General features: G+C 32.1%; 21 protein-coding genes. 9 read left to right on the top strand and 12 right to left on the bottom strand.

All coding sequences use genetic code 11. The annotated features are described in order from the left end of the window. Positions 1 to 24 precede the first annotated feature (24 nt). Both ACUN3A_RS18590 and ACUN3A_RS18585 read right to left on the bottom strand, forming a co-directional pair. Positions 25 to 1254: a multidrug effflux MFS transporter gene (locus ACUN3A_RS18590; protein ID WP_445552780.1), complete on the bottom strand. Its 1230-nt coding sequence runs from the start codon at positions 1252 to 1254 to the stop codon at positions 25 to 27. A 213-nt stretch (positions 1255 to 1467) separates the two neighbouring features. Further along, positions 1468 to 2205, bottom strand: coding sequence for an NUDIX hydrolase (locus ACUN3A_RS18585; RefSeq protein ID WP_445552779.1), 738 nt, complete (start codon positions 2203 to 2205; stop codon positions 1468 to 1470). 355 nt (positions 2206 to 2560) lie between these two features. Here ACUN3A_RS18585 and ACUN3A_RS18580 point away from each other — a divergent pair, with 355 nt between their 5' ends. Genes ACUN3A_RS18580 through fucP form a run of 4 tightly spaced genes read left to right on the top strand, consistent with a single transcriptional unit; the run spans position 2561 to position 7227 of the window. Beyond that, the gene (locus ACUN3A_RS18580; RefSeq protein WP_445552778.1) at positions 2561 to 3943 is read left to right on the top strand and encodes a carbohydrate porin; all 1383 of its coding nucleotides are present in this window, start codon (positions 2561 to 2563) and stop codon (positions 3941 to 3943) included. A gap of 48 nt (positions 3944 to 3991) precedes the next feature. Beyond that, positions 3992 to 4855 (top strand): sugar phosphate isomerase/epimerase family protein, encoded by an 864-nt coding sequence (locus tag ACUN3A_RS18575; protein WP_445552777.1) that lies wholly within the window; start codon positions 3992 to 3994, stop codon positions 4853 to 4855. Between the two features lie 44 nt (positions 4856 to 4899). Then, complete coding sequence (locus ACUN3A_RS18570) at positions 4900 to 5841, top strand: carbohydrate kinase family protein (protein WP_445552776.1); 942 nt, start codon at positions 4900 to 4902, stop codon at positions 5839 to 5841. A 12-nt stretch (positions 5842 to 5853) separates the two neighbouring features. Further along, positions 5854 to 7227 (top strand): L-fucose:H+ symporter permease, encoded by a 1374-nt coding sequence (fucP, locus tag ACUN3A_RS18565; RefSeq protein ID WP_445552775.1) that lies wholly within the window; start codon positions 5854 to 5856, stop codon positions 7225 to 7227. Positions 7228 to 7632: 405 nt separating this feature from the next. Here fucP and ACUN3A_RS18560 read toward each other — a convergent pair whose 3' ends face one another. Further along, a complete protein-coding gene (locus ACUN3A_RS18560) occupies positions 7633 to 8139 on the bottom strand; it encodes a DUF2911 domain-containing protein (RefSeq protein ID WP_445552774.1) in 507 nt (168 codons plus the stop codon). A gap of 171 nt (positions 8140 to 8310) precedes the next feature. Here ACUN3A_RS18560 and ACUN3A_RS18555 point away from each other — a divergent pair, with 171 nt between their 5' ends. Both ACUN3A_RS18555 and ACUN3A_RS18550 read left to right on the top strand, forming a co-directional pair. Continuing rightward, on the top strand, positions 8311 to 10227 hold the full coding sequence (locus tag ACUN3A_RS18555) for a DUF294 nucleotidyltransferase-like domain-containing protein (RefSeq protein WP_445552773.1): 1917 nt from the start codon (positions 8311 to 8313) through the stop codon (positions 10225 to 10227). 2 nt (positions 10228 to 10229) lie between these two features. Continuing rightward, positions 10230 to 10826 (top strand): 3'-5' exonuclease, encoded by a 597-nt coding sequence (locus tag ACUN3A_RS18550; RefSeq protein ID WP_445552772.1) that lies wholly within the window; start codon positions 10230 to 10232, stop codon positions 10824 to 10826. An 11-nt stretch (positions 10827 to 10837) separates the two neighbouring features. Here ACUN3A_RS18550 and ACUN3A_RS18545 read toward each other — a convergent pair whose 3' ends face one another. The 7 genes from ACUN3A_RS18545 to ACUN3A_RS18515 form a co-directional block, all read right to left on the bottom strand. Then, a complete protein-coding gene (locus tag ACUN3A_RS18545; protein ID WP_445552771.1) occupies positions 10838 to 11323 on the bottom strand; it encodes a 4'-phosphopantetheinyl transferase family protein in 486 nt (161 codons plus the stop codon). Then, positions 11320 to 11574, bottom strand: a complete 255-nt coding sequence (locus ACUN3A_RS18540; RefSeq protein ID WP_445552770.1) for an acyl carrier protein — start codon at positions 11572 to 11574, stop codon at positions 11320 to 11322. Before ACUN3A_RS18540 ends, ACUN3A_RS18545 begins: the two co-directional genes overlap by 4 nt. 29 nt (positions 11575 to 11603) lie before the next feature. Next, positions 11604 to 12893 (bottom strand): beta-ketoacyl-[acyl-carrier-protein] synthase family protein, encoded by a 1290-nt coding sequence (locus ACUN3A_RS18535; protein ID WP_445552769.1) that lies wholly within the window; start codon positions 12891 to 12893, stop codon positions 11604 to 11606. A 112-nt stretch (positions 12894 to 13005) separates the two neighbouring features. Continuing rightward, entirely contained in the window at positions 13006 to 13428 is a 423-nt protein-coding gene (locus tag ACUN3A_RS18530) for a 3-hydroxyacyl-ACP dehydratase FabZ family protein (RefSeq protein WP_445552768.1), read from the bottom strand. Positions 13429 to 13452: 24 nt separating this feature from the next. Then, positions 13453 to 14505 (bottom strand): type III polyketide synthase, encoded by a 1053-nt coding sequence (locus ACUN3A_RS18525; RefSeq protein WP_445552767.1) that lies wholly within the window; start codon positions 14503 to 14505, stop codon positions 13453 to 13455. Between the two features lie 4 nt (positions 14506 to 14509). Continuing rightward, entirely contained in the window at positions 14510 to 15232 is a 723-nt protein-coding gene (locus ACUN3A_RS18520) for a methyltransferase domain-containing protein (protein WP_445552766.1), read from the bottom strand. Then, positions 15232 to 16365, bottom strand: coding sequence for an NAD(P)/FAD-dependent oxidoreductase (locus ACUN3A_RS18515; protein ID WP_445552765.1), 1134 nt, complete (start codon positions 16363 to 16365; stop codon positions 15232 to 15234). Before ACUN3A_RS18515 ends, ACUN3A_RS18520 begins: the two co-directional genes overlap by 1 nt. Positions 16366 to 16540: 175 nt before the next feature. Between ACUN3A_RS18515 and dnaX the strand changes: the two genes are divergently transcribed. After that, positions 16541 to 17626, top strand: coding sequence for a DNA polymerase III subunit gamma/tau (dnaX, locus tag ACUN3A_RS18510; RefSeq protein WP_445552764.1), 1086 nt, complete (start codon positions 16541 to 16543; stop codon positions 17624 to 17626). A 28-nt stretch (positions 17627 to 17654) separates the two neighbouring features. Here the strand turns inward: dnaX and ACUN3A_RS18505 are convergent, their stop codons facing one another. Further along, the gene (locus tag ACUN3A_RS18505; protein WP_445552763.1) at positions 17655 to 17978 is read right to left on the bottom strand and encodes a hypothetical protein; all 324 of its coding nucleotides are present in this window, start codon (positions 17976 to 17978) and stop codon (positions 17655 to 17657) included. On the opposite strand from ACUN3A_RS18505, the gene ACUN3A_RS18500 reads away from it, so the two are divergent. Both ACUN3A_RS18500 and ACUN3A_RS18495 read left to right on the top strand, forming a co-directional pair. Beyond that, positions 17977 to 18264, top strand: coding sequence for a DNA polymerase III (locus ACUN3A_RS18500; RefSeq protein WP_445552762.1), 288 nt, complete (start codon positions 17977 to 17979; stop codon positions 18262 to 18264). The two genes, ACUN3A_RS18505 and ACUN3A_RS18500, sit on opposite strands and share 2 nt — an antisense overlap. A 123-nt stretch (positions 18265 to 18387) precedes the next feature. Then, on the top strand, positions 18388 to 18945 hold the full coding sequence (locus ACUN3A_RS18495) for an acetate uptake transporter (RefSeq protein ID WP_445552761.1): 558 nt from the start codon (positions 18388 to 18390) through the stop codon (positions 18943 to 18945). Between the two features lie 184 nt (positions 18946 to 19129). On the opposite strand, the gene ACUN3A_RS18490 is transcribed toward ACUN3A_RS18495, so the two are convergent. Next, the gene (locus ACUN3A_RS18490; RefSeq protein ID WP_445552760.1) at positions 19130 to 19750 is read right to left on the bottom strand and encodes an L-threonylcarbamoyladenylate synthase; all 621 of its coding nucleotides are present in this window, start codon (positions 19748 to 19750) and stop codon (positions 19130 to 19132) included. Positions 19751 to 19771 lie beyond the last annotated feature (21 nt).

Below are 19771 nucleotides of genomic sequence, written 5' to 3'. Positions count from 1 at the left end.
CAAAATATTTATTATTGATATAATTTAATGCCCCACCATAATCTCTTCATCCCCAGAATTCACAACAGTTTCTTTAATTTTCCTTTTACCAATAATCAAAATTAAAAAAGCGACAATCGTAGTACAAGTCATTATAGCAACCATTGGCACCATAGAATCTTTAACAAAAACACCTACTGCGAAAGAAGATAAAGCGCCAATTCCTAATTGAGTCGCCCCCATCAATGCCGAGGCACTTCCCGTATTTTTGGAAAAAGGAGCAAGGGTCAATCCTGCCGTATTGGGATTGGAAATACCCAAACAAGCCAAAAACAGGAACAACATCGTAATTGTTCCATACAATCCCAAAAGTCCATTAAGAACCAAAATTAAAAAAGTAACACTAATTATTATTTGGGCTACCAAAGCACCAAAAATCATTTGTTCACTGGAAAATCGTCTTAACAATAATGAGTTTAATTGGCTAGAGCCAATAAAGCTAACTGACATAAAAGCAAAAATCCAACCATAAACCGTGGCATCTACTTTTAAAATATCCATGAATAAAATAGGAGAAGCCGCAACATAAGTAAACAATCCTGAGAACGCAATTGCCCCCGTCAAGGCATAAGTATAAAACTGAGGCACTTTGATGATTGAAACAAAATTGTTGATTATCGGTTTCGGTTTCAAAGAAATTGAAGCATCCGGCTCACTAGTGGTTGGTAAACCCATTTGCGAAGCAATAAGCACAAAAACACCCATAAACATTAGGATTAAAAACACAACATGCCAACCATAATAACTTGTAACATAGCCACCAATAGTTGGCGCCAGCATTGGCGAAAGCCCTAATACTAGCATTAATTTAGAAAGTACATTAGGTATTTCTTTTACTGGAAATAAATCCCGAACCATTGCAACCGACGCCACCGTAGCAGCACAACTGCCCACTGCCTGTATAAATCGAAGTCCAATAAAAGTATTAATATCGGCTACAAAAACACATCCCAAAGAAGCTAGAATATAAACCAACAGTCCAACAAACAAAGGCTTTTTTCGGCCAAAACGATCCAATAATGGTCCGTATAACAATTGTCCAAATGAAATTCCAATAAAATAACTAGACAATGACATCGAAACCTCAGTGACTGTAGTATTAAGATCTTTGGCAATTCCCGAAAATCCAGGCAAATACATGTCAATCGAAAATGGTCCAAGCGCAGTCATCGAACCTAAGATTAGTATTAACTGAAAATATTTTGCTTTTGTCATTTTAGAGAGTTCTTTTATTTTTTTTGCAAAAGTAACTCTTAATGCAGAATTAAAGGTTTAAAGTCTCCTTTTTAATTAAGTATTCAACTAATAAACCACCAAGAACTTAAAATCTTCACGGTTGAAAAATATAAAAAAAGAAACCGCAAATTCGCAAATTTCACACTTAAAAGGATAAAATAATTTGCGAATTTGCGGTAAAAATTTAAAACACTAAATACTGATAAGGTAACTTTCCTTGTAGATTTTTTGGTAAACATCCTTACTAAACATAAACAACTGCGAAGGTTTTTTGGAAACGCCCACTTGTTTTTCGTCTAATTCAATTAGATATTTCTTCGCCAATAATTTTCTTCTGAAATTTCTATTATCAATTTCGACACCCAATATGCATTCATAAACATCTTGCAGCTCCTTGATAGTAAATTTATCAGGCAAAAGTTCAAAAATAATAGGCTGGAATAATGATTTTGCCTTTATATCCGCATAAGCTTCGTTAATTATTGTTTTATGGTCGAAACCTAATTCGGGCAAATCATTTACTGGAAACCATTTTGGCTTATGCTGGTTGTTTTCCAAATCTACTTCGTGGGTTTTTAACAAAAAATAATAAGCGATAGTTATAGTACGTTGATTAAAATTTTCGCTTTTGGCCCAAATCACATCTTTTTCGTTCATTAAACGATTTGGATCACCAAAAACCTTGAACTGTTTTTTATACAGATTATCCAATCCTGTAAGTTCCTTCAAAACTCGGGTAGCCGTATCATCTATTGTCTCATTTTCGAGTGTATGATACCCAGTTAACACATGGTCATTGACTAATATTTCATGATTTTCTTCCGATTCTAAGTAGCGATCAAGTAATAATACATTTAATGATTTAGTATTGGTATCAAAACCAAAAACAACGCAGTCAACAGATATATTGGGGATTATTTGAGACACCATAAAGGAAACAAAATATAGTTAATACAATTTATAAGAATGTTTAGGCAACTTTAAACTAAACCATCACAAATACAAAAGTAATGATTTATTTATGATTAAAAACTTGCATTAAAATCAACAAATTAATAATTAAACGTCAAAATTACTTTAAATATTATAATTAAATTTTGTACGTATATTTATAATATTAATATTATTTACAGTTAATTTATGTGTATATTTTAAAATATTTAATTATTTTTTATTGTTGTATTAATTTTATTTTTACATTTGAAAAATAAATAGTCAAATTGACGTTTATTAATTATTTAAAAAATAATCTACTGAACAAAATTTTAGATACAAATACAACACCATGAAAACCAAACTACTTTTACTTCTGATTTTAATGACTTTTTTAGGTGGCTATTCACAAGTAGTTATAACAAACACTAATTTTTCATTAGGAACAACTGGTCGTATAGGGGTGGGTTTATCACCAAACGGAGAGGGAAACATGTGGAAACCACTAAACCTTTCTGGACAAGGTTCTTTAGGTGGTCGTTTGGAGCAAACGGACTATGTTGATATTTTGCCAGCAGTACATTTTACTCCAAAACTTATTGGGAAAGACAGTACCAATGTAACTTTTCAAATGCGTTTAGGAATGTATGCTGCCAACGGGCAATTTGTTGGAAATGTGAGTTCTCGCTCCAATGGCGGATTAACTTTTATTCTTCCCGAAGCCTATATTGAAGCAAGAAATATCATGGGAAGCAAATGGTCTGCTTGGGCTGGAGCGCGTTTTCGCCGATATGACGACATACACATTAGTGATTACTTTTATTTTGACGACCATTCAGCCCAAGGATTTGGTGTAAGCTATAAAAATACCGAATTGACAATGTTGATGCCAGCCTCGGCAGACTCCACAAATGTTTACCCTTATAATTATGAAATTACCGTTGCTGGCGCAACCAATCCCGCCATTCGCCAACGCATGGTATGGATAGGGGAGCATAGCATCAACTTTAAAAACAATAGCATTTTGAAGTTTTTAGGAGAATTTCATTATGTTTCAGCCAATTCAAAAACTTCCTCAAAAGTCTATCCAGCTGATAAGGGATGGGTAATTGGAGCCAAATACAAAAATCCATTCAAAACTAAATTACCAGGTTCGTTCAATCAATTTTCAGTTCGTTATGGTGCAGGAATTGCCAATGGCGGCGACAATGGAAACACTTTTACTTGGGCAACTTACGGAGCGCCTGATACCGAAGGAAAATATACCAATGCGTATTCCTTTACGACGGTAGAACATTTTTTACTAAATCTAACCCCAAAATTCAGCCTCAATGGATACGGTGTTTTTACACACAGTAAAGGCGGTTCTTCGAGTACGAATACCGACGAATACTTCAACGGAAATCAATTATACAACCAAAAAACAGATTTTGTAGTGGGCTTCAGAAGCTTCTTTTATGTTACTAAATGGCTGCATTTAATTGAAGAAGTGCATTATGCCGTTCGAAAAGATGGTGATAACCCAGAAGCCGAAATGTGGAAATTTACATTCGCACCAACGATTGTTCCGTTGGGCAAAAAAGATCCTTGGAGTCGTCCGCATATTCGCCTTGTTTGTACGCTAGCTCACTACAACGATTACGCTCGCGACCATAACTATTCACCTTATTTACAAGTAAATCAAAAGAGCTGGGGAACTTACGTAGGTGTTAGAACAGAATGGTGGTTGTTTTAAAAGAATAACTCTTCAACACAATAATAACTAATTTAAAACTAAATAATTATGCCAATTTTTGGAACATCAATTTTATCATTTATCCCAAGCTGGAGTACTGAAGGAGGAAATTATGCTATAGAAAAAACTGCTGAATATGGTTTTGATATGCTTGAAATTATTTTACCAGCTTCATTGGATTTCGATGCTAAAAAAACAAAAGAACTACTTGACAAAAACAATGTTTTAGGTCGTTGCACCTTGAATTTACCTGCCGATTGTCATATTCCTTTTTTTCCAGAACAAACAATAACCATTATTAAATCAGCGCTTGATAAAGTAGCCGAAATGAATGGTGACTTTTTGGGAGGTGTATTGCATTCAGCCATCGGAACATTCACAGGAAATCCCTGTACACAAGACGAAAAAGCTATTCTACTGCAAGTTTTTGAAAATGTTGCAAAATACGCAAATGAACGTAATATTACGATTGCTCCAGAGCCAATTAATCGCTACGAAAGTTATGTATTTACGTCTGCAGACGAAGTTTTGGATATGATAGAAAATCTTGATCAGCCAAATATAGGATTGCATCTTGATACTTTTCACATGAATATTGAAGAAAGAAATTTCTATGATCCCATTATTCGAGCAGGAAATCATTTAAAACACATACACATTACCGAAAGTGACCGCGGAATGACTGGTGAAGGAAACGTTCATTGGGATGATTTTTTCAAAGCTTTGGCAACCATCAATTATCATGGACCATTAGTTTTAGAAAATTTTTCATCTCAGATTTCAGCATTAGTTAGTCCAACATCTTTATGGAGACCATCAAAATATAATTCCGAAGATCTTGCCAAAGGAAGCCTTTTATTTATGAAAGAAATGGTCGCCAAATGGTACAATAAATCACTAATTTTAAACTAAGTAACAGTCTAAATATATCGTTTTACATATAAAAAATTAAAAAAATGGAAAAGAAATTAAAAGGTGTAAGTTTTGGTGAAATTCTTTTTGATGTTTTCTTAGAACACAAAAAAATTGGCGGAGCTCCGCTAAATGTAGCTTCACGATTAAGCTCATTAGGCGCTGATATTGCTATGATAAGTGCCGTTGGTAATGATGCTAACGGAAAAATTTTAGTCAATTATTTGAAAGATGCAGGAATCAATACTGAAGCTGTTCAAGTAAACGATACGTATTCAACCGGAATTGTCAATGTAATTTTGAATGAAAAAGGAAATGCTTCTTATGATATTAATTATCCTGCAGCTTGGGATAAAATTGAAAAATCTGTAGAGAATATTGCAATCGTTAAAGATGCCGATTTCTTTGTTTATGGAAGTTTATCGTCTAGAGATTCTGTTTCTAGAGAGACACTAAAAGAACTTTTGGCGGTAGCAAAATATAAAATATTTGATGTGAATTTAAGAATTCCGCATTATACCAAAGCCAATATTTTAGATTTAATGAACGAAGCTGATTTCTTGAAGTTTAACGACGATGAGTTAAATGAAATTTGTGAAGATTTGCATTCAAATAAAAAGTCTTTAGAGCAAAATATAAAATTCATCGCAGAGAAAACAAATACACCTACAGTTTGCGTCACTTTAGGATCTCATGGAGCAGTTTTATTTCATCAAAATAAATTCTACCACAATTCTGGTTTTAAAGTAAATGTCGTAGACACCGTGGGGTCTGGAGATTCTTTTTTAGCATCCTTAATCTTCATGCTTCTTAACGGAAAATCTCCACAATATGCGATAAATTTTGCCAGTGCAATTGGCTCTATCGTTGCACAAAGCGAAGGAGCAAACCCTGTGATTTCACAGTCAGAAATAGAGGATTTTTTATGTGGATTCGAGCAAACCGACTGTAATTCTGAAGAATCAAATACATTTTCAAATAATTAAATAAACAAAACAATGAATCTATTAAAAAAAATCCCTGTAGTTAGTAAAGAATTTGTTTTTCAATTTATAATAATAACTATATTATTTGCCCTTTGGGGAATTGCAAATGATTTAACAACCCCGATGGTTTCTACTTTCAAGAAAGTGATGCCAGAACTTTCAAATACACAAGCATCCTTGGTACAATTTGCTTTTTATTTTGGTTATTTCTTCATGGCTTTACCAGCAGCCTTGTTTGTTAGAAAATTCAGTTATAAATCTGGAATAATTTTAGGATTAGTGTTGTACGCAACAGGCGCTTTTTTATTCTATCCAGCGGCTCATTATCAAAGCTATACTTTCTTTTTAATCTCTTTATGGGTAATTACTTGTGGTTTAGCTTTCCTAGAAACTACTTCAAATCCTTTAATTTTATTCTTAGGAAACAAAGAAACCGCAACACAACGTTTAAATTTAGCACAGGCATTTAATCCAATCGGAGCCATAACTGGATTGGTAATGGCTCAATTTTTAGTCATTAAAGAAATAAAATCAGATGATTATACACCGGAAGCTTTCAAAGCTTTAACTTCAAATGAATTAGCCAGTATTCGTGAAAATGATTTGAGCATTATCAGTATTCCATATATCGGCTTAGGGATTTTTGTATTAATAATCCTTATTATTATTGTACTGACCAAAATGCCAAAAACTGCACATGAAGATAAAATGTCGATATCAGAATCGTTCAAAAAGTTATTTGCCAACAAAAATTACAAAAATGGAGTTCTAACACAAGCTTTTTATGTTGGTGCACAAATCATGTGTTGGACCTATATTTTTCAATATGTAGACAACATCAATGAAACATTTGGATTAGAATTGACTGCTACATATTACAATATAACTGCGATGATTTTATTTTTAATTGGCCGATGGATTGGAACTGGTTTAATGAAAAGTATAAATCCTTCAAAAATATTAATGCTATTCGGAATTGGAGGCGTATTATGCGCAACCGGAGCAATTCTATTACAAGGGATTCCTGGATTGATTTCTTTGGTTTGTATTTCTATTTTTATGTCAATTATGTTTCCAACAATCTACGGAATAGCACTAAAAGATATGGGTGACGAAGCTAAAATTGGTTCTGCTGGTTTAGTTATGGCTATTGTTGGTGGTGCATTAATGCCGCTTATGCAAGGAAGTATTTTGGATTGGGGCGGCTCAGGATTTTCAGATGTTAAAATTTTAGGATTTATTCCAGAAATAAACTTTTCGTTTATTTTGCCTTTAATCTGTTTGTCAGTTGTGACTTATTATGGTTACAGTACATACAAATCATCCAAGAAAATTTTTATCATCAATAAACTTGAAAATATTGATATTACAAACACTGTGATTTAGTTTTTCATATTTTTTATAAAGGATAATTTTTAATAACAAAGCGAACGGTAAAAGTTTTACTGTTCGTTTTTTTTATTGGTAAAACAGAACTTACAATCAATTCACTCCCCATTTTTACCACAATACATTTTGAACTATAATTTATATTATGTAAAATAGAATTTTTAAGAATCACTAATCTTATAGATATCCATTCAATATTTTATTTTATTTTTTGATTAAAATAATTAGCTCATCTATACTTCACATTCATACATTTTGAGCTTACAAAAAAAATTCCGTGCAAATCTGCTAAATCCGTAAAATCCGTGGACCAATTCTCAATGAATGGATTAAAAAAAAAAAAATCACCGCCTTAACGACAGTGATTTTAAATATTTCGATTTGAAAATACTTTATATAAAATTATTTCACTTTAAAACCAATATTCCATGTGTCCCAACTTAAAGTTATGTTGTTTGAATTTATAGAATAAACTAATTTTTCAACACTGGAACTTGCCACTTGTGGTTTAACTTTTACACGAAGCTGATCTTCAGTATCTTTATATTTAAATGCGCCCCATTGTTTAGCTTCTTTATTAAAAATAATAACACATTCTTTTTCATTTGGAATTACAAAAAACGAATACTTTCCAGCAGGCAATTTTGCACCTTCGATTGTAAGATCTTTATTGGTTTCAAATGTTGTAGCGTCATTGGCACCAGCACGCCAAACCTTGTCAAAAGGAACTAGTTCTCCCCATATTTTTCGACCTCTTACTGATGGACTTCCATAATTTATTTCAATACTAGCGCCATTTATTGTACCAGTTACTTTTTCTGCTGGACTTTTTGGTTTTTCTTGTGCATTTGCAAATGATATTGCAAAAAGAGTAAATATTACCAGCGATGTAATTTTTAAAATTTTCATAGTTTCTTTATTTATTTACAAATAAAATTAAATATTTATAATTAACAGCCTGCTATTACATAGTTATTTATGATAATTTTAACTAAGTATAAATAAATCAAAATTAAATTGTAACCTTTCGTTTTGATACCTATTTTTATTATTTTTACAGAGATACTTTACAACTAAATTATGAACACAATTGCCGAAAATATTGCTGATTTTTTAAAAGAATATCCACCGTTTGATAACTTGACTTTTCAAGAACTATCAGCTATAGCGACTAATATTCGGGTTTTAGATTTAGAAAAAAACGATACTTTATTTCAAATAAATGATAAACTGCACGACTGCTTTTATGTAGTTGCTACAGGTACTATACATTTATCAGTCATTGCAGATGCCGAAGAAACACTTTTAAATAAATGTCATCCTGGTGATGTTATAGGATTAAGGCCTTTTTTCGCCAAAAACAACTATATGACTACCGCAAAAGCTCGTGAAGATAGTATCGTATATGGTATTCCTATTGCAACATTCAGACCTTTCGTAGCCAATAATCCAGATGTTTTAAATTTTCTTTTGGAGAGTTTTGCAACCAATACTTGGAATCCAAAAGAGAAAGAATCTTTAAGAGGAAAATTGGCTAATGATAATGGATTTCCTATTGATCAGAAGTCTGAAATGCAATATTTTCAATCGTTGACCTATAACAGATCACCGCTTACGACTACTATCAATGCTGTTGCAAAAGATATTGCGATTTTAATGACCGAAAACCTTTCTACAAATGTTGTAATTTGTGATAACCAATTGCCTATTGGAATCGTTACCCATACTGACATGAGCACCAAAATTGCCACAGGTCAATTTCCATTAGACATAAGCATAAAAGCCATCATGTCTTCTCCTGTTGTGACTGTTGTTGAGAATGTTTCCCTAGCCGAAGCACAACTTATGATGCTAAAAAACAATGTAACTCATCTATGTGTTACGTTGGACGGTACAGATAAATCCGCGGTTAAAGGAGTCATTTCTGAACATGATTTAATTATAGCACAAGCCAATAATCCTGGTGTTTTGATTAAAGAAATAAAACGTGCTTCAAGTGCTAAAGATTTAAAACACATTAGAGAAAGGTTGACTGAATTAATCCAAAATTCAGTTCATAAAAATATTCCGCTTTCAAATATAAATAATATTGCGAGTGAGATAAACTCTGCTATTCTAAAACGCGCAGTCGAATTGTCTATTTTAGAATTAGGCTCTCCTCTGGCACGATTTGTATGGCTGAGTATCGGAAGTCAAGGAAGAAAAGAACAATTACTACTTACAGATCAAGACAGTATATTGATTTTTGAAGATGTTCTTCCAGACAAATACAGAGACGTCAGAGATTACTTTTTGAAACTAGCAAAAAGAACTACTGCGACACTAGAAAAAGTTGGTTATGAATTATGTCCAAATGGTCATATGGCAAGCAATATTATATGGTGTAAATCATTGACAGACTGGACTAAACAATATGACAACTGGATGAATACTCCAGGTGAAAATAGCAATGATCTAAGTAGTATTTTCTTTGATTTAGAACTCGTTTTTGGTGAGAAGAAAATATTTGAAGCCATAGAAAATGTTATTGAAAAAAATCAAGCACATAATTCCTTATTTTTTGATTTTCTAGGTAATGATGCTTTACGAAAAAATTCTCCTCTTACTTTTTTCAAGAAATTTGCTTTAGAAGAAGAAGAACCGAATAAGGATAAATTTGATATAAAAACAAGAGCTTTAATGCCACTTATTGATGGTGCTAGATTATTTGCGATGCATTTTAATGTAAAAGGCCTGAATAATACTTATTTACGTTTTAAACAATTAGCTATTATTGATTCAAAAAATTCAGATACTTATCTAAATTGCGCTGAAGCATTTTTGATTTTATCTAAATTTAGACTTAATGAAGGTTTAAAAAATGAGAGTTCTGGACAATATATTAATATCAACGAGCTCAATAAATTAGAAAAAGAAAAATTAAAGAATGCTTTAGCGCCAATGAAGGAACTAGAAGAATTAATTAAAACTAATTTCAAACTAACGCAATTTTCATAACAATGCTAGATTGGCTAAAAAACATAAACAAAGAACATCCTGAATTTTGGAAAACTTATCTTTCTAAGTTTGATCAAAAATCAAAGAGATATGTCGTATTTACAACAGAAACTTCTGGATTAAATCCTGAAAGAGATGTTATTTTGTCTATCGGTTCCTTTGCTATAATTAACAATAAAATCCATATTGGGGACAGTTTCGAGTCTATTTTATTACAATATAAATATTTTCATGACAATGGACTTTCAAACGAGTTTATTCTGGAAAGCAAAATGAAAAAGTTGAGCGAGCCAGAAGCCATTCATGCTTTTATAGACTACATTGGAAATGCTGTTTTAATTGGGCATCACGTTGATTTTGATGTTGATATGATAAATAATGCATTAATACGACTGGATTGTGGCCGATTAAAAAACGAAGCTTTAGATATCGATGTCATGTATCGAAAATTGGTAGATATTAACGACAAACAATTTTCATTAGACGAACTTTCGGAAATTTTCAAACTGCCAAAAAGTTACCGCAGTTCTCCTTCGGAAGATGCGTATACAATTGCTTTATTATTTTTAAAATTGAAAAAGAAATTAGGAATTAAATAATTTCGGATAAATTAAATCGATATTATTCTTTGAAACCGCCCGTGATGAGTTATAGAAACGGGTTGAATTGTATTTGTAGCAACATCAAGAATATACGGTATTCCATTATCTTTTTTTATTTTTTCTACTGATTCTAAAGGTCTTATTTTATCAAAAAATACTTTTTCAGAAACTGCTATTGAGTAAATATACTCATTGGTAATTTCAGTTTGAGTATAAAAAACAAAATCACCTATAACCACTTTACCAGAAAGGCTGTTATCATAACAACAGTCTAAAAGCCAAGGAAAATAGCCTTTTATTCCTGTTTGGCGATTATAAATTTTATAAGCCGCTTCTTTTCTACTCCATAAATTCCAAACCATCAGCTCAGGATTAGAAGCATTATGAATCAATATTTGCTCTTGCAAAGAAAATATTTTTTCTAAAAATCCTTTTCTTTTCCAGTTACTCTCTTTTCGAGCTAAATTGAGATCAATTATATCGTTACCGATCATTTTTTTGATAATTCGGACTCAATAATTACGATAGCTTCTTTCGCATTAATCATTTGTTTCATAGATTCATTATCGATCATAATATCAAACTTCTCTTCAATATCTAAAATCACATCAACCAAATTAGCCGAATTTATTTTTAAATCATTGATGAAATCTGTTTCTTCAGAAAGAGAATCAAAAGCAATCTGATCCTGGACATACGGCCTTATTATGTTTTTTAACTGTTCTAATGTTGCTTCTCTATCCATAAAATTATTTTTATTTATACATTAACTATCTAAGGTTTAATTTCGTAAGGAGTTATTCTTTTAAAAACAACACATCCATTTACATCGCCAAATCCAAAACTTGCTTTTAAAACAATATCCATCTGTTTTTCAATCAATTGCGCAGGAATTCTTGAGAAATCAATAATTGCGGTGATTTCGGGATGCAAATCTTCACAATTTCGATTTGGAAAAATAAATCCTTGATGCAATTGCAAAACTGTGGCAACACTTTCAATACTTCCCGCTGCTGACAAACAATGCCCAACAGAAGATTTCAACGAATTAATATAAGGAAAATCTACCCCTCTCCTGTTCAAAGCGTTACTCCAATTTAATATTTCCAAACTGTCCTTTGTTGTAGCAGTAAGATGTCCGTTTATTCCGTCTACATCTTGAGCAGTAATTCCTGAACTTATCATTGCTTGTTCAATACATCTTTGTACAGCCACAGGGTTTGGAGCTGTTAAAGAACCTAAACCTCTTTGCCCCCCAGAATTTAAGCTTCCACCTAACACTTCCGCATATATTCTCGCTCCTCTTGACAAGGCTGTTTCTAAATCTTCTAGAACCAAAGCCCCCGCTCCACTTCCAGGAACAAAACCAGAAGCACTTGCAGACATTGGCCGAGAACCATTTTCAGGCGAGTCATTGTGTTTAAAAGTACATACTCTCATAGCATCAAATCCACCCCATATATAAGGTCCAGAATCACTTGTACTTCCTGCCAAAATACGTTTAGACTGTCCAGATCGTATGCGATCATACGCCATAATAATACTTTCAGTTCCAGTAGTACAAGCCGAAGAGTTCGAAGTAACTTGATTACCGAGCCCCAATTTCCCTCCTAAATAAGCACTTACGCCACTGCTCATTGTTTGAATTACCACGGAACTTCCTAAATTTCTAACTTTTAAGTCATCAATTTTATAAATGCTTTCTCGTAATTTCTCAATCCCCGAAGATCCTGATCCAAAAATAGTTCCACTATCCCAATCAGGTTCCTCCAATCGCTCCGTTGATAACCCAGCATCTTTCCATGCATCAATTCCAGCAATAACACCATATAAAATACCCGAAGAATTAAAATTCTTAAGTTCTAACTCCGTAAAATACTGTAACGCCAATTCTGTTGAAATATTTGGCATACCTGCAATTTGACAGGAAAATTTTAATCTTTCTAATTCTTCAAAATGTCTAATACCCGAAGTTCCACTTTTTATTGCAGATTGAAACGCATCAAGACCTACTCCGTTTGGAGCAACAACACCAAGACCCGTTATAACAACTCTGTTTTTCAATGTCAATTTCAATATTAATATTAATAGCAACAATCAATTGAAAAAATAATTCCAACTAATTATAAATCAATTATAATGTAATAACTTAGATTACTTGTATTCTTTATTATTTTCAAACGATCATACCAGCAATTACTCCGCTACAAACAATTTCGTTTCTCTCATTTTTCATACTCACATTACACTTTAACTTTCCAAATCTAAAATAGATTTTTTTCGAAACTACTGTTACTTTTTCATTTGGATATACCGCTTTTAAAAAATCAATATTAGTTGATGTTAAGCATATTGTTGTATTTAAATTAATTGTATCATTTAATAAAAACAAACCCAAACATACTAATCCAATTTGAGCCATAACTTCTGTCAAAATCACTCCTGGCGTTACAGGATTATCTTTAAAATGTCCTTTATAGAAATCTAAATTTTCATTAAAAGTATACTCCCCTATTACCCCATTTTCATTAATTTCAATAATTTTATCGACAAACAAAAAAGGTTTTGAATACGGTAATCTTGACAGTATATCTTCCATTTGATTGTTTCTTTTCTTTGTTTTTTAAAATTGTAATAATACCCTTTGAGCCGAAAATCCAGGACCAAAACTCAACATTAAACCCTTTGAACCTTTCGCAGGATTTTTATCCATAAATCGTTCTAAAACATATAACACAGTTGCACTCGACATATTTCCATACAGTTTTAAAACCTCTTTAGTATCATCAATATTTTTTCCATAACCCGAAAAGAGTTCTTCAACAATTTGTATAATTTTTTTGCCTCCAGGATGAAAAATCAAATGATCAATATCGGTTATTTTAAAATTATTCTTTTGCAAAAATGGGTGAATAATACCCTCAAAATGAGAAGCAATCGTATTTGGAACTTCAATATCTAAAACCATCTGTAATCCAGAATTAGTGAGTTTAAAGCCCATCATATCAATATTATCATAGAAATGATACATTTCTTCATCAATAATCTCAACACCTTCCTCCTCTTCGTCTGAAGAAAGCAAAACACAAGCCGCGCCATCACCAAAAATGGCAGCACTTACAATATTTGCCATTGAAAAATCATTCAATTGAAACGTTGCTGTAGGGCTTTCTACAGCAATAACTGCTGCTTTTTTACCAGGATTTGCCTTTAGAAAATTCTTAGCATAGATAATACCCGAAATTCCAGCTGCACAACCCATTTCAGTAACTGGCAATCGCACAATATCTTGCCGCAATTTTAAACTATTAATCAAATAAGCATCCAAGGACGGAATCATTATACCAGTACAGCTTACTGTAATTATAAAATCCAGATCCTCCGGCAACCATTTGGCTTTTTTCAAAGCTTTATCCAGCACTTTTTCTCCTAAAACAATTACCTCTCTAATATAAATGTCATTTTTCTCTTCAAAAGAAGTATTTTCAAAGACCGAAATCGGGTCCATTATAGAATATCGTTTATCGACTGCTGCTCCTTCAAAAATTTTCTTCACTTTTCGAATAAAACGCTCTTCTTGACCTTCTAGCCAAATATCCAGAAAAGGAAGAATTTCTTCAGTAGTTCTTGAAAACTTTGGCAATTGCTTGGCAACACATTTTATTTTTACACTCATTATTTTATTTCTCAATTATCAATTGATATCGGAATGCCCATTTCCATTGAATGGTATATTTTTTAAACTTTAAATTCTCAGCAAACGCAACCAATTCTCTTTTTTTAAAACCTCTTAGAATAGAAGTTAAACCATCTTTTCTGGTCATTTCATTCAATCTAAACACAAAACAAATCACTTGAAATAATCGATACGCCGTAATACTTCGATGCAAATCATTGATTACAAAACCAAGTTTTGAATTTGCATTAAACAAGGTCAGTATTTTTACAATTTCATTATTCTTGAAATGATGTAACGTTAACGTACAAAGTACAATATCATATTTTAACTCACTAAAAGATTTATCAAAAATATCTTCGTGTCTGTACCTAATATTTGAATATTTCGTTGACAAATCAATTGCGTAATTTACCGTATAATGATTAGCATCAATACCAATGAGTTCTAAATTTAAATTATTTTGTACGCCAAAATCAGCTAATTTTCGCAGCATATCTCCATTACCACAACCAACATCTACAATCGTAATTAAAGTACCATTTGAAGTCTTTTTGAGTAATTTACAAACGCCTTCCAAAGTCAATTTATTACCTCCCAAAAGACTATTTATTTTCGCAATTTTATCTAGTGCATCTTTTAAAATATCGCCTTTCATATCAAAATCATCCATAATTTCGGGATCATTTATTCTATGTTTGCTTTTTATAAATATCTTGTTACTCATTAATTATTAATCACAATTGTTTTGCCGTGGGTCCGATTGATTATAATTGGTAATATTGAAGGGAATTTAATCATTATTTTCGTAAAAATGGTGCAAATCATTTTTTTTTGCAATAAAAAAGCCAAAATACGTCCAAATATTAATCTTTTTTCAAAATTAATCTTCCATTCATTACTGTATTTTTTTTCCAATTTACTTCTAGATTTAATCTGATTTTTATGTACTTTTTCTATCAATTCAGAAACAATTTTAGCACTATGAATCGCCATAGCCATTCCGTTTCCGCATAGCGGATGAATTAAGCCAGCAGTATCTCCAATCATTAGGATATGATTTTCTATTAAAGTTTTCTTATCAAATGAGATGTGGCTAATACTCAAAGGAGCTTCAAAAAGCATTTTGGTATTATCAAAAATTAATTTCAAATGTGGGTTTTTAGCAACAATATGATTTTGAAAATCTTTTATGTTTTTATATTTTTTAAAAGAAGCGTAACTAGCCAAATAACAAATATTTATAATATTGTTTTCTACTTTTGAAACCCCACAATACCCTCCTTCAAAATTGTGTAACCCTACTAATTGATTAGGATATTCACCTGAATAATGAGATTTTACCGCCAACCAATGAGACTTTTTCTTAAAAAATTCACGCTTCAGCTTCTGATCTAGATTAGATCGCTTCCCAAAAGCCCCAATGACAATTCCAGATGTAATTATTCTATTATTTGAAGTGGAAACTGTAAAAATTTCATTTTCAAAAACAATATCATTTACAGTATCTTGGATGATTTCGCAACCATTTTGAATTGCTTTCTTGTATAGAAAATCATCCAGAGCATATCGACTAATACCAAATCCACCAAGAGGTAAATCGCATTGGATCATTTCACCAGCTGAAGTCGAAAATTCTAGTTTTGTAATTTGAGTCGGATTTAATTCGGATATATTAAGCGAAAGCCAATTTAGGTACGGCAAAATTTCATTTGAAATATATTCACCGCAAACTTTATGTTTTGGATACTCATTTTTTTCAATCAAAATAACTTTTAGGCCAATTTTAGACAAATGTATTGCTGCTGTAAGTCCAGCCAATCCACCTCCAACGATTGTAATTCCTTTTGAAAGATCCATATAAAAGCCAATTTATTAAGACAGGAAATTAAGTGCCGTGAAAATACGCAAATGATATTGAAAAAACGAATTCCAAAACTTCTTATTAAAAGAAATTAAAAACTAAAAAATTAAAATTTCGGAACTTGTTTTTTGAATTTTCAAGTCCTATATTTGCTTTCGAATAAAGAAAATTATGGAACAATTTGTAGTATCGGCTCGTAAATATCGCCCGCAAACATTTAAAGATGTAGTGGGACAAAAAGCGATTACCAATACTTTACTTAATGCCATAGAAAGCAATCATTTAGCTTCAGCCCTTTTATTCACAGGACCTCGTGGTGTTGGAAAAACAACTTGTGCCCGTATTTTGGCTCGTAAAATAAATCAGCCAGGATACGATGATCCCAACGAAGATTTTGCTTTTAATGTATTCGAACTCGATGCCGCTTCTAACAATTCAGTAGACGATATTCGAAATTTGATTGACCAAGTTCGTATCCCTCCTCAAACAGGACAATATAAAGTGTATATTATTGACGAGGTACACATGTTATCATCGGCAGCTTTTAATGCTTTTTTGAAAACTTTAGAAGAACCGCCAAAACATGCCATTTTTATATTGGCAACCACCGAAAAACATAAAATTATTCCAACGATATTATCTCGTTGTCAAATATTTGATTTCAAAAGAATTACCGTAAAAGACGCCAAAGAACATCTTGCCGATGTGGCAACTAGTCAAGGTGTTGCTTTTGAAGATGACGCTTTACACATTATAGCTCAAAAAGCTGATGGAGCAATGCGTGATGCTTTGTCTATTTTTGACAGAGTCGTTTCTTTTTGTGGAAACAATTTAACACGTCAGGCTGTAACCGAAAATTTAAATGTTTTAGATTACGAAACTTACGTTACAGTTACTGATTTAATTCTAGAAAATAAAATTCCAGATCTGTTAATAACATTCAATGAAATTTCATCAAAAGGTTTTGATAGCCATCACTTTGTTTCAGGATTAGCCAGTCATTTTAGAGATTTATTGGTAAGTAAAACCCCTTCTACTCTTATATTACTTGAAGTGGGAGAGCAAGCTCAAAAAATGTATGGTATTCAGGCACAAAAGTGTAGCCAAGATTTTTTACTAAATGGAATCGAAATTGCTAATGATTGCGATTTAAAATACAAAGCCAGTCAAAACCAAAGACTACTTGTTGAACTTTGCTTGATGCAACTTGCCTCTATCACTTTTGATGGAGAAAAAAAAAAGTTGACAAATTCATAATTCCCCCTACTTACTTTAGAAAAACTGATTACTCAATAGTTGAAGTTTCTAAAAAAGAAATCAATGACAATAACATTGAAAAAAATGAAATCGCAAAACCTATTGCATTTGTTGAAGAAAAAACACCAATTGTAAATCCAGCATTTTCAAACCCTCCAAGCAACGAACCTAAATTTTCAGCTTTATCCCTTTCTAGCATTCGAGCTAAAAAAGCTTTAGAAGAAAACTTAAAAGGATTTGTAAAAGAAGACAATAACGCGATACTTCCAACTGAATCATTTTCTGAAACAGAAATGCTTTTGCAATGGACAAAATATGCGGAACGACTTGGAAAAAAAGGGTTTAAAATCATGGAATCCTTGCTTTTAATTAATGATCCAAAATTAAACGGAAACAGCATTACTTTTGAATTACCCAATGAAGGTTCAAAATTAGATTTTGAAAAGGAAATGATTGGACTTCTGGGGCATTTACGTGGCCATTTACATAATCACGATATAACTATCGAGGTAAATGTAAACGAAAGTATAGAAATTAGAAGAAGCTTTACCGATCAAGACCGCTATAACCGACTTTTAGAAATAAACCCAAACATTGAATTATTAAGAACCACTTTTGGTTTAGATTTGGATGCCTAATTTTTTTTTCATCTTTTTTATACAAATGTAAAATTAATAGCATAAAATGTTATTTTTGCTGCAACCTATAACGAACTATAACGTTATATTTGAATTTTATAACTATTAAAAAACTAAAAAAAAATGGAAAACAAATTAGCTAATCCTGCGCCATTAGGCCTTTTGGGTTTCGGAATGACCACAATCTTATTAAATATTCACAATTTGGGATTTTTCCCAGTAAGTGCTGTAATTATCTCAATGGGGATTTTTTACGGCGGTCTAGCTCAAATAATCGCAGGACTACTATCTTATAAAAATGGAAAAACATTTGCAGGAACTGCTTTTACTTCTTATGGTTTCTTTTGGCTTACCTTGGTAGGTATTTGGCTTTTTCCAAATACTGGATTCGAAATGGCTGGAAAAACTGAAGCACCATTTTTCGGTTGTTACTTAGCACTTTGGGGAATTTTTACCGCTTTTATGTGGTGGGGAACTTGGGGTGGTAGCAAAGTACAACAATTTGTATTTTTGTCTTTAACCATCTTGTTTTTCGTTTTAGCTATAGAAAAAATCACAGGTATGGAAGCGTTAGCACCAGTTGCTGGAGCAATTGGAGTAATTTGTGGAAGTAGCGCTTTTTATTTAGCAGTAGCGGAACTTTTAGAAGAACAAAAAAACAAAAGAGTTTTGCCTTATTAATATTCAGAATTCATTATATAAAAAAATAGGTTGTCTAGTAATTTTAGACAACCTTTTTTTATACCTATTAATTTAAAACTCGGTTTCAATTAATACTTTTTTTGTGCAAAAAAATATTTTCATTAAAATTAATTTGCTAATTATTCTAAAAACTTGTTTAGATCTTGAATACTTAATTTGAAAATTACAAAATATCTAAAGTCCCCTTACCTTCTCTAATGACTTCTGGTTCATGTCCTGATAAATCAATAATCGTTGAAGCTACATTATCACCATAACCTCCATCGATAACCATATCGACTAGATTTTGCCATTTTTCAAAAATAAGTTCTGGATCAGTAGTATATTCCACTACATCATCCTCGTCACGAATAGAGGTTGTTACTATTGGATTTCCAAGTTGACGCACTATTTCTAAAGTGATATTGTTTTCGGGAACACGAATACCAACGGTAGTTTTCTTTTTGAATTCTTTTGGTAAATTATTGTTTCCTGGCAAAATGAAAGTATAGGGACCTGGTAAAGCTCTCTTCAAAATCTTAAAAGTAGAAGTTTCAATTTGCTTTACATAATCCGATAAATTACTCAAATCATGACAAATAAAAGAGAATTTAGCCTTGTCAAGCTTTACTCCTTTAATTTTAGCAATACGTTCTAAAGCTCTAGAATTGGTGATATCACAACCTAATCCATAGACTGTATCGGTAGGATAAATAACTAGACCACCGTCTCTTAATACTTTTACAACTTTTGCTATAGCTGCTTCACTAGGTTTATCTTCGTATATTTTAATGAATTCTGCCATTAGATTTAAGATTTTTGATTA

This window comes from Flavobacterium sp. WC2509 (genome assembly GCF_052683105.1).
The sequence above is the reverse complement of the archived record's forward strand: the minus strand, read 5'-3'. Positions and strand labels throughout refer to the sequence as shown.